We start from the raw sequence: 15751 nt of genomic DNA on the forward strand, positions 1-15751 counted from the left end.
CCCGGACGGAAACTAGATCCGTTCGGGCCGTGCGCGTTTCAGGATCAGGACATCGCAACCCGCAATGCGGTGACCGTTCCACTCAACCGGGTCAGCGTTGTAGTTGATCAGGAAAACCTGCTGGGCCGTTTCACGCTTTCGCAACCCGTCGGGCAGGGGGTGCAGGGTCAGCCCTGTTGTTTCCGCAGCCATCGCAATGACGCGGTCCCACAGCGCCTCATCCGGGAACCCGGCCAGATACCACAATCCGCCGTCCCCTTTCAGGGCAGGGGTTCCATCCTCAAAGCTCAGCAGGTCGGGGGCAGCACCGGATACCCGGTCGATCCAGTGCTGTGCCGATCCGCCGCCTGCCACATGGCGCTGGATATTCGGTGGCAGCGTCTCGACCAGATCGACGTCGCAGTCCAAACCGTTCAAACCGGGGCGGCCCGTCGTGGGGATTTGGAAGTCGCCGGTGATGGCCCCGGCTCGCGGGCCGAGAATGGCCAGATCGCAGGCGTCTGACAGACGCTGTTCCAGACCCTCATCCATCGTTGCCAACCCCGGTGCAAGGATCATCGCGTAGCCGTCGGGAACGGCGTTCACCGGGACAAAATCCACCGACAACCCGGCCCGCCGCAGCGCGCGATAGGCCGAGAATACCAGCCGAAAATAGTCAAACCCGGCACCCTGAGGCTGCGTTTTCCACGCCCAATCCGAGGCATAGTCGAACAGGATCGCCACGCGGGCCTGTTCCTGCTGAACCGCGCCCAAGGTGGCCAGATCATCGGCTGTCTGGCGCGCCTCAGCCAAAGCTTGGGCAGGGCGATTGCCCGGCGTCAGTAATCCTGCATGCATCTGTTCCTGCGCAAAGGGCGCTTGCCGCCAGCGGAAGTAACTGACCACTTCGGCCCCATGCGCCACGGCCTCAAGCGACCACAGGCGGACCATGCCGGGCAGGGGGGCTGGATTGTACGGGGCCCAGTTCACCGGGCCGGGTTGCTGTTCCATCACCCACCAGCGACCCCGCCCGACAGCGCGATACAGGTCATGATGGAAGGCCTGCATATCCGGATCGCCCTGTTGCAGGTATTTGGTTTTGTGCTCCGCACCGTCCTCCAGCCGATCCGACAGGAACCCAAGCGGATAGCTGTCCCAGGTGGCGATATCCAGATCCGCCCCCACATCGAAATGGTCGAACTCAAGCACGCGACCCATATAGTTATGCAGCAGGGGCGCATCGGTCAGATCCCGCAGCACCTCCACCTGCGCCTTGTTGAACGCCACCACCTGATCCGAGCTAAATCGGCGGAAGGCCAGAACATGGGCCGGATTGGGTTCCGTCACGGTCAGGTTGGGCAGGTCGATCTGGTCGAAACTGCTGTATTCCATCGACCAGAACACATTCCCCCATGCTTCGTTCAGCGCCTGGACCGAGCCATAGCGATCCGCCAACCAGCGCCGAAACGCGATCAGGGCAGGGGGGCTGTAGCTGAGTGTCGTGTCGTGACAGCCATATTCATTGTCGATCTGCCAGGCAGCGATATGCGGATTGCGGCCATAGCGTTCGCCCATGATCCGGGTGATCCGCGCACAGTCCTCAATGTATCCACGATGGCTGAAACAGTAATGCCGCCGCGAGCCGAACTTGCGAACCTGACCCTGAGCATCGACGGCCAACATATCCGGGTGCTTGTCCAGCATCCAGCGCGGGGGCGTGGCTGTTGGCGTACCAAGAACAACCTTAAGCCCTGCCGCGCCCAGCGTATCGATAGCCCGATCCAGCCAGTCGAATTGCAGATCGCCCGGAGATGGCTCCATCCGGCTCCACGCGAACTCACCGATCCGCACCCAGCGCAAGCCCGCCTCAATCATGCGCGCAGCGTCTTCGGCCCAAACAGCCTCGGGCCAGTGTTCGGGGTAATAACAAACGCCAAGTTCTGGCTTCATAAGAGGACTCTGTGTTCTGCCTGACCCTGACCGGCATTCGGCGCGTTAAAGGTCATTCCGTTGGAAGGTTGGGTTTGGATCGCCTCGGCGCTCAGCCCTTCGCGGGCTGTGGTGCAAAAAAGCGTTGTCAGTTCATCGCCGCCAAAGGCCGGGCACGAGGTATGGGCCGCATCGAAACGCACCGAATGCAGGTATTTGCCCGAGCGGTCATAGGCGGCAACCCGGTGGTCGCCCCATTGCGCGATCCAGATATTGCCCGCCGCATCGACCACAGCGCCATCCGGGTTCAGCCTGTCGGTCCACAGGTCCAGAAACACCGACGCCTCGCCTTCGGGCCATCCGGTTTCGGCGTTCAAAGGCCAGCGCATGACCTGCCGCGTCTTGGTGTCGGCATAGTAGGCGCATGATCGATCCGGCGCGAAACAGATCGCGTTCGAGATGGTCACATCGGGAACAAGGCGGCGCAACTCACCCTGCCAAAAGCGGTAAATCGAGCCGGCACCCGGCTCGGCCCGCTTGCCCATGGTGCCGATCCAGAACCCACCCCACGGGTCCGCGCGCCCGTCATTCGACCGGGTGATCGGGTTGTCGGCCTCCAGCGCCGCCACCAGATCCTTGCGCCCCGTGGTCAGGGAAAACCGCCACAGCCCGGTTTCGGACGCGATCAGCAACGTATCGTGATCCACCCAACCCGCGGCCGAGATATGTTCGGAAAAGTCCCAGCTTTTCTGTTCGCCTGCTTCCTGGGTCATCAGACGCTTGTTCAGGATATCAAACCAGAAAAGCTGTTGCCGCTCGGGATGCCACAACGGGCCTTCGCCCAATTCGCAGGGGCGGTTGTCGAATATGGCGCTCATCCCACAGCCTCGTCATAGGCTGCAACAATCCGGATGGCCCGTTCCGAGATTTCGGCGATGTCCATACCCGGCTTGAACAGGGCCGACCCAATGCCGAACCCGTCTGCGCCTGCGGCGAGCCACTGATCGAAATTCTCGGGCCCTGCACCGCCGACGGCAAAAACCAGTGTCCCTTGCGGCAGAACCGGGCGCAGCGCGGCCAGACCGGATGGTCCGGCGGTGACACCCGGAAACAGCTTCAACCCCGTGGCCCCGGCCTTTAAGGCAGCAAAAGCTTCGGTCGGCGTGTATACACCCGGCCAGCTTTGCAGGTTCAGCGCAATCGTGCGCGCAATCACCTCGGCGTCGAAATTCGGTGACACAATCAGTTTCCCACCGGCCTGTGCGACATCCTCTACCTGTTGAACGGTCAGCACCGTCCCCGCACCTATTAACGCCTGCTCTCCGAAGGCAGAGGCCAATCGGGCGATGCTGTCCAGCGGGTCGGGTGAGTTCAGCGGCACCTCGATCCGGTCGATGCCCGCCTCGATAATGACACGGCCGACGGTTTCAGCCTCCGATGGCTTCAATCCGCGAAGAATGGCGATGATCGGGCGGCTCATGCGGTTTCCTTCGTCAGCGTGCGGGCCAGTGCCAGACCGGCCAGAGTGGAGAGCGTGGCATCCGCCGTCTCGACGAATGCGCCCTGTTGCTGCAGGGCCTGCGCATAGATCTTCGAAACCTCGTCCGCGCCGATTATGGCCAGTTGCTGGCCCAGCCAATAAGGCCGGGTCGCCGCAAGTTCGGCCCCGATCAACAGGCCGGACAGACGCGCCCGGGCGATGGCCTTGTCCTGCCCTTGCAACAGGTCCGCTGCGCGCAGCCCAAACAAACGTCCAGCCAGATTTTCCGGTTTTGACAAAGTGTCTGCAACAGCCTCGGCAAAGGCCGCATCATCCCAACCTTCGCCGACCGAATGTTTCAGCACCGATTGCCCGCACAGCAGGTCAAACATCTCGCCCGTCATAAAGGTGCGGAAGCTGATCACTTCGCCCGCGCTGACCTGCACCCATTTGGTATGGGTGCCGGGCAGACACAGCACGCCATCCCAGTTCTGGTGCCCGGCCAGAAATCCGGCGATCTGGGTTTCTTCGCCCCGCATCACATCCGGCGGCGTCGCTTGTTTCAGACCCGGCACGATAAAGGCCCGTATACGCGGATCGGTGCATGGAACACGAACCGGCGCATTGGGCACGGGGGCCGAGGGGACAGCGGCATAAGGCGCTTCGGCCCAGCCTTGCCGCGCGCCGACCATGCCGCAGGCGATAACATCAACGGGCGCATCGCCCAGCCAATCTTGCACCAGTGACAGCAGCGCAGATTGAAACGCGCCCGGCGCAACTCGGGCCATACCCAGATCACTCTGCGCCTGATCCAGCACCGTATCGCCCTGCATGGCCCAGGCCCGTAAGTGAGAGGTTCCCCAATCGACAGCAATCCATTCGGTCTTCATCGCGTCACCCCGATACCACTACGCCGCCGTCAACGGCCATGCACTGCCCGGTCATGGCGCGGCTGGCCTGAGACGCCAGAAACAGGGTCGGTGCGATCATGTCCTCGGGCGTCAGGTGTTCTTTCAGGCATTGGCGATCCATATGGGCGGCCAGATCTTCGGGCGTGGCCCACATATCCAGTTGTTTCTGCGTCAGCACCCAGCCCGGGGCCAAGGCGTTCACGCGGATGTTCTGCGGCCCCAATTCGCGCGCCAGCGAGCGGGTCATGCCTGTGATTCCAGCATTCGAGGTCGTGTAGATCGGATAGCCCGCATTGCCCATCATGTAACTGATCGAGCTGAAATTGACGATGGCACCGCCCTTATCCTGCATTTGTCGCGCGGCTTCCTGACAGGCGAAGTAATAGGCCTTGAGGTTGACCTCGATCATCCAGTCCCAGAACTCGGTTGTGGTTTCTTCCAGCGCGTGGCGTTTGTCATTGGCCGCGTTGTTGATCAGCACATTCAGGGGTCCATGCGCCTCGGCGGCTTTTTGCATGGTGGTGTGCAGCAATTCGGTGTCGGTCATGTCGCCCTGCATGAACAGCGGGGCGCGACCGTGTTTGTCGCGCATCTCTTCGACAAAAGCGCTGGCGTCCGAGCGGCCGATAAAGGCAACGTTTGCCCCTTGCGCCAGGAACCCATCCGTTAGGGCTGCACCGACGCCCGAGCCGCCGCCGGTGATATAGACAGACGCCCCGTTCAGGTCATGGAATGTGGCGGATTGGGTCATCAATGGCTCTCTCTGGTCACAAGGCGGGTATCTTTGCCGACAAGGAAATCAAGATCTGCGCCCTGATCGGCTTGCAGCACGTGGTCGATATAGAGTTTCGCATAGCCGCGCGTGTAGTGCGGGTCGTCCGGTTGCCATGCCGCGCGGCGGGCGTCCAGTTCCTTTTCATCGACCAGAAGTTCCAACTCACCCTTACTGGCCGAAACGCGGATGCGGTCGCCGGTTTTGACCAACGCCAGAGTACCGCCCGCCTGCGCCTCGGGGCTGACATGCAGAATGACAGTGCCATAGGCGGTCCCCGACATGCGCGCGTCGGAAATGCGGATCATGTCGCGCACGCCTTCTTTCACCAGCTTGGCAGGGATCGGCATATTGCCGACCTCGGGCATGCCCGGATAACCCTTGGGGCCGCAGCCTTTGAGCACCAGAATGGTCTCAGACGTCACCGGCAGGTCATCACGGTCGATATTGGCTTTGAGGTCTTCGATATTCTCAAAAACGTAAGCCTCGGCTTCGGTTTCCAGCAAGGCATCTGTGGCCGCCGAAGGCTTCACGATGGCCCCGTTCGGTGCCAGATTGCCCCGCAGCACGCGTAGGCCAGCGGCGGGTTTCACCGGACCATTGAAGGGTCGGATCACGTCATTGTTGAAACATTCAGCCCCTTCGTAATGGGCCGAGATATCCTTGTTCAGCACCGTTTTTGCCGGGCGCAGGAAGGGCTTGAGTTCGTTCAGAACCACCGGCACGCCGCCTGCATAACAGAAATCCTCCATCAGGTACTTGCCCGAAGGCATACAATTGACCAGCAGGGGGATTTCGGAACCGATCTCAAAGTCTTTCAACGTCAGGTCCACGCCAACCCGACCCGCCAACGCGAGAAGGTGAACCACCGCGTTGGTCGACCCACCTACGGCGGCGTTGGCGAGGATGGCATTCTCAAACGCCTCTTTGCTCAGAATGTCGGATGGTTTGAGGTCTTCATCCACCATCTCGACAATCCGCTTGCCGGTCAGATGCGCCAGCGCCATGCGGCGGGCGTCAACGGCAGGCAGGGCGGCATTGGTGGGCAGGGACATGCCCATCGCCTCGACCAGAGAGGCCATGGTGCTAGCCGTGCCCATGGTCATGCAAACCCCTGCGCTGCGCGACATACCAGATTCGGCGTTCATGAAGTCCTGCAGCGTCATCTCTCCGGCGCGCACGGCCTCGGAGAATTTCCAAACGTCGGTGCCCGAACCGATATCCTGCCCGCGATACTTGCCGTTTAGCATTGGGCCGGAACTGACCACGATCGACGGCAGATCGACTGACGCAGCGCCCATCAACTGCCCCGGCGTGGTCTTGTCACACCCGCCCAGCAGCACGACGCCGTCGATGCCATAGGCACGGATCGATTCCTCGACATCCATGGCCAGCAGGTTGCGGAACAGCATGGCGGTGGGTTTCATTTGGGTTTCGCCCAGCGACATGACGGGGAATTCCACCGGAAACCCTCCGGCCTCCCACACGCCGCGTTTGACGCCCTCGGCCAGATCGCGCAGGCCTGAGTTGCAGGGGGTAAGTTCGGACCAGGTGTTGCAGATGCCGATGATGGGCCGCCCGTCAAAGGCGTGATCGGGGAAGCCCTGGTTCTTCATCCAGGACCTGTGGATGAACCCATCCTTGTCGAGCTTTCCGTACCAATGCGCTGAGCGGCGTTTCTTTGTCATTCTTGTCAGCCTTCTACTCTTGGGGTCAGGCGGCCTTGGCGGGTTTGCACCAGTCCGGCAGCCAGTCGGTATGCGCAATCAGCAGATCGTCAACTAAGTTTCGGATCTGGCGCAGGTCCAACTCGGCAGCGGTGTGGGGGTCCATCATGGCAGCATGATAGATATATTCCGGGTTCTGCTCGACCAAAGCGCGCACCGTTAGTTCCTGCACATTGATCTGCGTCCGCATCAGCGCGATCAGTTGGGGTGGGATATCGGTCACGACCGAAGGCTGCACCCCGTTGCTGTCCACCAGACAGGGGGTCTCGACCGCAGCGCCAAGGGGCAGTTGCGGGATTTGGCCAGTGTTGGGCAGGTTGCCATAAGCCACATAGGGCGTGTCGGTGACGATAGCGTTCATGAGATCGGCGGCGAATTCATGGCTGCGGGTGACAGTGATGTCACGGCCATCGGTCAGCGTCTTGGCCTGCTCTTTCCAGTTGGCGACCTGTTCAATGCAGCGGGTGGGGTATTCGTCCAGCGGGATCGAGAATTGCTCGATCAGATCCGAGCGCCCGTCCTTGATGAACCACGGAACGTATTCGGCCAGATGTTCCGAGCTTTCGGTGCAGAAATAGCCAAGATGGTCCATAACCTCATAACGCACCTTGTTGGGACAACGCGGCATCAGCAATGGCGGTTTGGGCAGGCGACCGCTGGCATAGCCTTGCCGCAGCGCGGGGTAAAGGTCGCGGCCTTGATGTTCCAGTTTCAGGAAAAAAGCGACGTGATTGACGCCCGCAACCTTGTAGCGGAATTCGTCCTTAGGCAGGTCCAGATCATGGGACAGTTCCTCGACCGTGTTCTGGACCGAGTGGCACAGGCCCACCTGTTTCAGCGCCGAGAATTGTTCCGCCAGCGCCCATGTGTTGATCGCCATCGGATTGACGTATTGCAGCAGCGTCGCGTTGGGGCAAAGCTGCATCATATCTCGCGCCACGTCCCACAGAACCGGAACCGTGCGGAGCCCGCGCATGATGCCACCGACTCCCAGCGTGTCGGCAATGGTCTGGCGCAGGCCGTATTGTTTAGGAATCTCGAAATCGGTGACCGTGCAGGGCTCATACCCGCCGATCTGGAAGGCGGTTATGACAAAGTCGGCCCCGTCCAGCGCGGCGCGGCGGTCAATATGCGTTGAAACGGTTGCGCCCGAACCGACCGAGCGGATCATGGCGCGGGCCACCGCTTCGCTTTCTGCCAGACGTTCGGGATTGATATCCATCAGCGCAAAGTGGCTGTCGGCCAGCGCAGGGGTCAGCAGCGCGTCGCCCACGATGTTCTGCATGAAGATCGTTGAGCCCGCTCCGACAAAGGCGATTTTGGTCATTTTGCAAACCTTTGGTTTGACGTTATTTTACGGCACCGAGGGTCAGGCCCGCGATGAAGTGTTTCTGCATCAGGAAGAACATGGCCACCGGCGGCAGGGCCGCGACGATGGAACCGGCACTCATCAATTGATAGGCGGCGCGGAATTGCGCGTTGAAACTGGTGATGCCTGCGGTGACAGGCTGGCTTTCCGCGCCTTGGGTCAGGACCACGGCCCAAAAATAGTCGTTCCAGATAAAGGTGAAGATCAACACGCTGAGCGCCGCGATCGCAGGCTTCATCAGCGGCAGAACCACGTACCAGAAGATACGCCATTCGCTGATACCCTCGACCCGTGCCGCCTCGATCAGTTCGAAAGGAAGCGCGCGGATGAAATTGCGCATGAACAGGGTACAGAAACCGGTCTGGAAGGCGATGTGGAACAAGACCAGCCCGGTTTTGGTGTTGTAGAGACCTAATTCCAGCGTCAGGTCGCGTACGGGAACCATCAGAATCTGGAACGGCACGAAATTGCCCGCGACAAACATGAAGAAGATCCAGAGGTTCGATTTGAACTTGTATATCCCCAGCGCGAACCCGGTCATGCAGCTAAGCGCGACACATCCGATCACCGTTGGGACGGTGATCAGGAAGGAATTCATCAGATAGCGGGGCATGTCCGAGTTGAAGAAGACCTGCCCGTAGTTGAACGCGCCCTCAAAGCTGGACGGCATGCCCCAGTAGTTCGCATTGGTAAAATCCGCAGCGGGTTTGACCGAGAACAAGGCGACCGCCAGAAGCGGCCCCAGCCACAGCAGCAGAGCGACAGGCAGCAGTGCCTGATAGGTGATCTGCGCCGCGCGGGGTTGTTTTTCGATGGGTTTGGGAAACATCTCAGTGCCCCCTTTCTTCGCGATACATCGACCACAGGAAGTAGGCGATGAAGCAGAGCATGATCAGGAACAGGATCACCGCGATGGCAGCGCCGTATCCCATGCGGAAGCCGTATTCGGACAGCGCGACCTCAAACATATAATAGGCCAGCACGCGGGACGACCCGAACGGCCCCCCTTGGGTCATGATCGAAATCAGGTCGAACGACCGCAGTGCGCCGATGATGGTGACGACGAAGGCGATAAAGGTGGCCGGGCGCAGTTGCGGCAGGATGATGTGCCACAGCATCCGCCCGCCCTTTGCGCCGTCCAGACGTCCGGCCTCGATCTGTTCGGGGTCCACGGCGTTCAGGCCGGTCAGGTACAGGATCATGCAATATGCAGTCTGCGGCCAAAGGCCAGCGAAGATGATGCCGTAGGTGACGAACCTCTCATCGCCCAGCACGTTGAGCGGGCCCATGCCAAAGAAGCCAAGGAACTCGTTCAGCAGGCCAAAGGTCGGATCATAGAACCATGTGAAAACGAGGCCGACGACGACCTGAGAAATCACAAACGGAAAGAAGAACAGCGATTTATACAGGCGGATGCCCCAGACCGTCTGGTTCAGGAACAGCGCAATGAACAGGCCCGCCGGGATGGCCAGCAAGTAAAGGAGCAGCCAGATCAGGTTGTTTTTCAGCGAAATATAGAACGCATCCCGATCAACCCATTCCCAGTAAAGGTCCTCGTAGTTGCGGAAGCCCACATATTCCGCAGCCCCCAGCCCGTCCCATTCATAAAGCGACAGGTTGAAGGACTGGAAAACCGGGATGATCACATAGACCATAAAGAACAGCAGACCCGGGGCCAGAAACAGCCACGGCGCGATGCGCTGTTGGTTGCGGTGGAACCAGCTTTCCTGTTCTGGAGCGTCTGCGGCAATGGTCATGGCGGCATTCCGGCTGAGGGGTGGCGGGCTGAAGCCCGCCCTAGATTTGCAGTTTGGCGTAGGCCGGGCTTCAGCCCGGCCCTGTCCGTTTAGTTGTCGTAGATGCGCTGACGTGCGCGCTCCAGCTTGGCCAGGATACGATCAGCATTGTCCGGCTTGACCATGAATTCCTGGAAGCCTTCCATCGACACCTTTGCCATTTCGGCAGGCGCGTCACGATCCCAGAACTGGGCGACACCGCCCGGGCTGTTCGACGACAGCATGGTAAAGCCCTGCTGCAGGAACTTGTCATCATCCACAGCAGACTGTGCGTTCACCGGCAGCTGCCCGAGGTTTGCACCGTTGTTGATCTCGGTCTGCTCATCCGCAGAAACCGCAAAGCGCAGGAATTCGCGCGCGGCTTCCTTGTTCGAGGCATTGGCAGGGATGTGGAACGTGTCGGTCGGCGCGTCTTCGGCCAGCTCTACATCGGGGTTGATGGCGACGAACTGGTAGAAGTCCAGCTGGTCATCGGTCAGGCCAGCCTCGCGCAGCGGGGCGACAGCAAAGTTGCCCATCAGATAGGCCGTGGCCTCGCCATTGACCATGAAGGGCAGGGCTTCCTGCCAGCTATAGGTCTGGTGGTTGTCGATGAACGCGCCCATATCGATCAGCTGCTTCCAGTTGGCGAAGGTCTGTTTGACCCGGTCGTCCTCCCAGCTGATTTCGCCATTGGCGAGCTGGTTGTGGAAGTCGAAGCCATTAGTGCGCATGTTCAGGTAGTCGAACCAGCCACCGGCGGTCCACAGGAACTTGGTGCCGATGGTATAGCAGGCACGACCGGAATCGACGATCTTCTGGCAGTTGGCCAGTTCTTCTTCCCAGGTGGTCGGCTCGGTCAGGCCCAGTTCGTCAAAGATGTCTTTGCGATAGTAAACGCCCCACTGGTAGTAGGTATAGGGCACGCCCCATTGCTTGCCGTCGATGGTCATCGCACCCTTGGTCGAGGCCAGATTATCAGCAATCTCAGGCTCGGCCCACAGGTCGGACACATCTTCGAAAAGCCCCGCCTCGACATAAGGCTTCATCCGGTTGGCCGCGTACCAGGTGGCCACATCCGGCGTATCCGCCGTCAGGAAGTTGCGGATCTGGGTCTTGTAGGCTTCGCGGTCGATCACGGTGGTCTCGATCTCCAGCCCCGGGTGCTGCTCTCCGAACCGCTCGATCATCGCTTCCATCGTCGCGCGCGGCGCCGGGTTCGATGTATCGAGGAAGATTCGCAGTTCACCGGTCAACTCGGCCGCAACAGGCGCGGCAAGTGCCACACTGGCCGCCAAAGCAGCCGCAGTGCGCTTGAACATGGAATGCATGGTTTCCTCCCTTAAGCTTCCATTTTGTAGTTCCAAATATTGAAACCTAGTTTTATATATTGAAAACTACACATCGACTCGGCTAGTCTTGTCAAGACCCTGATGAGGATGGCGGCGGTCAATCGGAGGAGAACAGGCACCCGTGGCAGGTGACGGAACAATAGGCAAAGCATGTGATGTGCTGGATCAGGTGGCGTCGTTCGGACGCCCCGTGCGGTTTGCGGAATTGCTGGACCGCAGCACCTTTCCCAAGGCGACACTGTATCGGTTTCTGCAAACCCTGACCAATCAGGGCATGCTGTCGTATGAGCCCGAACGACAGACATATACCCCCGGTTTGCGGCTGGTGCGGTTGGCACATGCGGCCTGGACCCAAAGCTCTCTGGCCCCGATTGCGCGGCCGTTTCTGGATGCGCTCAGCCAGGAAACGGGCGAGACGGTGCATCTGGCGCAGCTTGATTCCAGTCAGGTCCTGTATGTCGACAAGCGCAACGCGGCGCAGCCGGTCGAGATGTATTCGCAAGCCGGCAAGGTCGGCCCGGCCTATTGCACGGGCGTCGGCAAGGCGATGATGGCCTTTCTGGATGAAGACGCTTTGAACAAGGCGGTGTCGCAGCAAAGCTACCACCGTTTCACGGACAAAACGCTTGCGTCCGAGCAGGCGCTGCGGGCCGATCTAGACCTGATCCGCCAGCGCGGTTTCGCCGTGGATGACGAAGAACACGAGCCCGGCATTATCTGTATCGCTTGCCCGATTCTGACCTCGGGCGGGCGAATGCTGGGTGCGATTTCCGTGACCGGTTCAACAGATCGAATGAATTTTGAGCAATTGGAAGCCTGGGTTCCCCGGGTTCGGCGCGTGGCCGAACAGATCGGGGCCGAGGCGCAGGCGTGGCGGTTCCCCGAAACCCGCCGGGATGCCTATAGCGATAGGATGCAAGGGACATGACAGGTGTAACTCTGAACCAGGCGATCAAACGGTATGGCCAGACTCAGGTCATTCACGGCATTGATCTGCAGATCGAAGATGGCGAATTCTGCGTGTTCGTCGGCCCCTCGGGCTGTGGCAAGTCCACGCTGCTGCGAATGATCGCTGGGCTTGAGGAAACATCCGAAGGCCAAATCCATATCGGCGCGCGCGAAGTGACCCATATGGACCCAGCCAAGCGCGGCGTGGCAATGGTGTTTCAGACCTACGCGCTCTATCCGCATATGACAGTGGCCGAGAATATGGGCTTTGGGCTGCGCATGAACGGCGTGGCCAAGGGTGAGATCGACAAGAAGGTTCAAGACGCCTCGAACATCCTGAAGCTGGATCAATACCTGAAACGCAAGCCCAAGGCCCTGTCCGGCGGGCAGCGTCAGCGCGTTGCCATCGGTCGTGCAATCGTGCGCGGCCCCGAGGTGTTTCTGTTTGACGAACCGCTGTCGAACCTCGACGCCGAATTGCGGGTCGAAATGCGGGTCGAAATCGCCCGTCTGCATCAGGAAATCGGCGCGACGATGATCTACGTAACCCACGATCAGGTCGAGGCGATGACCATGGCGGACAAGATCGTCGTTCTGCGCGATGGCCGGATTGAGCAGGTGGGTGCCCCCATGGACCTGTACCGCGATCCTGATAACCGCTTTGTTGCCGGTTTCATCGGCTCGCCCGCAATGAATTTCCTGGACTGCGACTATGCCGACGGCCATGTCACGCACCCGGCCCTCAGCCAGCCTTTGCCGGTTTCCGCCTCGGTTCCTACCGGTCTGACCAAGGTAACCTTGGGCATGCGCCCCGAACACATCCAGATCGATCGCTCTGCCGAAACGTGCACGGTTGATCTGACCGAAGCACTGGGTGGGGTGTCGTACTCCTATCTGCTGACACCCAATGGCGACAAACTGATCGTCGAGGAACGCGACGACCAGCGCAGCACAACGGGCGAGCGCATCGGCATCTCGGTCCAGCCCGAGCGTGCGATGGTGTTTGATCCCGAGACAGGTCAGCGGTTTCGGTAAGCGGCGGGCCCGTCGCTTGCATCCGACATCCTTCGCGACCTGATCCTGCCACCCGTGGCAAAACGCGCGTCCGTGGGTGATTGATTCCAATCCAAACCTCATTTATGGGAGGCCCTGTCAAAACAGAGTCACCCAGGGGCGATAGCATTGGTCTGCCCCTACCGCGCCACGCTGATGTGGCCCCAACTCTTGGATCGCACGCCCCGAAAGGCTTAAAAAAGGTAAAAGAATATGGCAGATAAATCGAACTTCGACATATTGTATACCATTGTAGACGAAGCGCCCGAATTGGCCAGCGCGTCGTTTCTGCCCATCATTCGCAAGTTCGCCTCGGCGGCGGGTGTCAGTGTTGGCACCAAGGACATTTCGCTGGCAGGCCGTATTCTGGCAACCTTCCCGGAAAACCTGACAGACGCGCAGCGCATCACCGATGATTTGGCCGCTCTGGGTGAGTTGGTGAAGACACCGGATGCCAATGTGATCAAACTGCCGAACATCTCGGCCTCGGTGCCCCAGCTTGTGGCGGCCATCGAAGAGCTGCAATCGCAGGGCTATGACATTCCGAACTACCCCGAAGAACCCTCGACCGACGAGGAAAAGGCGATCCGCGCGCGCTATGACGCGATCAAGGGCTCGGCCGTGAACCCGGTTCTGCGCGAAGGCAACAGCGACCGCCGCGCGGCGCGGGCGGTGAAGAACTATGCCCAGAAGAACCCGCATTCGATGGGTGAGTGGTCCTCGGACAGCAAAACCAAAGTGTCGTCCATGCCAGGCAACGACTTTTACGCAAACGAGAAGTCGGCCACCATCAAGGCGGCTCAGGCCGGCGATGCGAAGATCGAATTTGTCGGCAAGGATGGCAGCGTGACCGTTCTGAAAGACGGCTGGCCGCTGGCTGAGGGCACCGTGGCCGATGCGACCTTCATGTCGGTCAAGGCACTGTCCGCATTCCTGACGGACGCGATCGAGGACACCAAGACAGACGGCACTATGTTCTCGCTGCATATGAAGGCCACGATGATGAAGGTCAGCGACCCGATCATCTTCGGTTATGCCGTCAAGGCGTGGCTGGCCCCGGTGTTCAAAAAATTTGGTGCCGAGCTGGACGCGTTGGGCGTGAACCCCAACTCAGGCCTTGGTGATCTGCTGGAGCGTGTTCAGGGCAACGCCGACATCATGGCCGCCATTGACGCGATCAAGGGCGACCGCCCGTCCATGTATATGGTCGACAGCGACAAAGGCATCACCAACTTGCACGTCCCGTCGGACGTGATCATCGACGCCTCGATGCCCGCCGTGATCCGCGCGGGCGGCAAGGGCTGGGACGAGACCGGTGCCAAGGGCGACACCAACTGCGTGATCCCCGACCGCTGCTATGCGCCGGTTTATGATGAATCCATCAAGTTCTTCAAAGCCAATGGTGCGTTGAACCCAGCAACTGCCGGAGCCGTGGCCAACGTGGGCCTGATGGCGCAGAAGGCCGAAGAATATGGCTCGCACCCGACCACATTCCAGGCCCCTGCTGATGGCACCATCCGCATCGTTCTGGCAAATGGCGAGACGCTGCATTCGCACGAGGTGGAACAGGGTGACATCTGGCGGTCCTGCACCGTCAAAAAGGCCCCCATCGAGAACTGGATTCAACTGGCGATGGATCGTCAGCGCCTGACGGGGTCCGAGGCGATTTTTTGGCTCGACGCAAACCGCGCCCACGATGCCGAGCTGATTAAATACGTGACACCAGTGCTGGAAGCTGCAGGCGTAGCGGACAAGTTCCAGATCATGGCCCCGCGCGAGGCGACCCGCCAGTCGCTGGAAACCATTACAGCGGGCAATGACTCGATTGCCATCACCGGCAACGTGCTGCGCGACTACCTGACCGACCTGTTCCCGATCCTGGAACTGGGCACCTCGGCCAAGATGCTGTCCATCGTCAAGCTGATGAATGGCGGCGGTCTGTTCGAAACCGGCGCGGGGGGTTCGGCCCCGAAACACGTGCAGCAGCTGGTTGAGGAAAACCACCTGCGCTGGGATTCGATGGGTGAGTTCTGCGCGCTGGGTGAATCCCTGAACTTCCTGGCCGACAACAAGGGCAACGCCAAGGCAGGTGTACTGGGTGCCGCAGCCGAGGCCGCGACGCAGGGCATTCTGGACAATAACCGCTCGCCCAGCCGCAAGGTTGGCCAGCCGGACAACCGTGACAGCCACTATTGGTTCGCGCGCTACTGGGCCGAAGCACTGTCCGCGCAGTCGGATGATGCGGAATTGGCGGCAGAGTTCGCACCCGTCGCGGCTGATCTGGCCGCGAAGGAGGAGCAAATCCTTAGCGAATTGGCCAGCGCGCAAGGTGCAGCGGCTGACCTGGGCGGTTACTACCATACCGATCCGACAAAAACCGCTGCGGTGATGCGCCCCAGCGCAACACTCAACGCGATCATAGGCTAAACCAAAGCCGACCGGATAACCGTGCTTCG

Annotated in this window: 13 protein-coding genes; 3 read left to right on the top strand and 10 right to left on the bottom strand. The window is 60.3% G+C overall.

Annotation, left to right across the window (positions count from 1 at the left end; genetic code table 11):
* Positions 1-12: 12 nt before the first annotated feature.
* The 10 genes from ACR0KX_RS12995 to ACR0KX_RS13040 form a co-directional block, all read right to left on the bottom strand.
* Entirely contained in the window at positions 13-1929 is a 1917-nt protein-coding gene (locus ACR0KX_RS12995) for a beta-galactosidase (protein WP_170622170.1), read from the bottom strand.
* Positions 1926-2786, bottom strand: a complete 861-nt coding sequence (locus tag ACR0KX_RS13000; protein WP_170622169.1) for an SMP-30/gluconolactonase/LRE family protein — start codon at positions 2784-2786, stop codon at positions 1926-1928. The genes ACR0KX_RS12995 and ACR0KX_RS13000 overlap by 4 nt, the downstream gene beginning before the upstream one ends.
* Positions 2783-3388 carry a 2-dehydro-3-deoxy-6-phosphogalactonate aldolase gene (locus ACR0KX_RS13005; protein ID WP_170522801.1) on the bottom strand — a complete coding sequence of 202 codons (606 nt, stop codon included), beginning with the start codon at positions 3386-3388 and terminating at the stop codon, positions 2783-2785. The genes ACR0KX_RS13000 and ACR0KX_RS13005 overlap by 4 nt, the downstream gene beginning before the upstream one ends.
* Positions 3385-4278: a 2-dehydro-3-deoxygalactonokinase gene (locus tag ACR0KX_RS13010; protein WP_170622168.1), complete on the bottom strand. Its 894-nt coding sequence runs from the start codon at positions 4276-4278 to the stop codon at positions 3385-3387. The genes ACR0KX_RS13005 and ACR0KX_RS13010 overlap by 4 nt, the downstream gene beginning before the upstream one ends.
* A 4-nt stretch (positions 4279-4282) precedes the next feature.
* Positions 4283-5050 (bottom strand): SDR family oxidoreductase, encoded by a 768-nt coding sequence (locus tag ACR0KX_RS13015; RefSeq protein ID WP_170622167.1) that lies wholly within the window; start codon positions 5048-5050, stop codon positions 4283-4285.
* Positions 5050-6759, bottom strand: coding sequence for an IlvD/Edd family dehydratase (locus ACR0KX_RS13020; protein WP_170453792.1), 1710 nt, complete (start codon positions 6757-6759; stop codon positions 5050-5052). Before ACR0KX_RS13020 ends, ACR0KX_RS13015 begins: the two co-directional genes overlap by 1 nt.
* Positions 6760-6784: 25 nt before the next feature.
* Positions 6785-8125, bottom strand: coding sequence for an alpha-glucosidase/alpha-galactosidase (melA, locus tag ACR0KX_RS13025; protein WP_170622166.1), 1341 nt, complete (start codon positions 8123-8125; stop codon positions 6785-6787).
* 22 nt (positions 8126-8147) lie between these two features.
* Positions 8148-8996 (bottom strand): carbohydrate ABC transporter permease, encoded by an 849-nt coding sequence (locus tag ACR0KX_RS13030; protein WP_480708486.1) that lies wholly within the window; start codon positions 8994-8996, stop codon positions 8148-8150.
* 1 nt (position 8997) lies between these two features.
* Positions 8998-9924, bottom strand: coding sequence for a carbohydrate ABC transporter permease (locus tag ACR0KX_RS13035; protein WP_170522817.1), 927 nt, complete (start codon positions 9922-9924; stop codon positions 8998-9000).
* A gap of 89 nt (positions 9925-10013) precedes the next feature.
* Positions 10014-11273 (bottom strand): ABC transporter substrate-binding protein, encoded by a 1260-nt coding sequence (locus ACR0KX_RS13040; protein ID WP_170453788.1) that lies wholly within the window; start codon positions 11271-11273, stop codon positions 10014-10016.
* 142 nt (positions 11274-11415) lie between these two features.
* Between ACR0KX_RS13040 and ACR0KX_RS13045 the strand changes: the two genes are divergently transcribed.
* The 3 genes from ACR0KX_RS13045 to ACR0KX_RS13055 all read left to right on the top strand — a co-directional run bounded on the left by ACR0KX_RS13045 (position 11416) and on the right by ACR0KX_RS13055 (position 15722).
* Entirely contained in the window at positions 11416-12222 is an 807-nt protein-coding gene (locus tag ACR0KX_RS13045; protein ID WP_170453787.1) for an IclR family transcriptional regulator, read from the top strand.
* Complete coding sequence (locus ACR0KX_RS13050; protein ID WP_170622163.1) at positions 12219-13277, top strand: sn-glycerol-3-phosphate ABC transporter ATP-binding protein UgpC; 1059 nt, start codon at positions 12219-12221, stop codon at positions 13275-13277. Before ACR0KX_RS13045 ends, ACR0KX_RS13050 begins: the two co-directional genes overlap by 4 nt.
* A gap of 231 nt (positions 13278-13508) precedes the next feature.
* Positions 13509-15722, top strand: coding sequence for an NADP-dependent isocitrate dehydrogenase (locus ACR0KX_RS13055; protein WP_170622162.1), 2214 nt, complete (start codon positions 13509-13511; stop codon positions 15720-15722).
* The last annotated feature ends 29 nt before the right edge of the window (positions 15723-15751 follow it).

This window comes from Ruegeria sp. BG5, assembly GCF_056538425.1.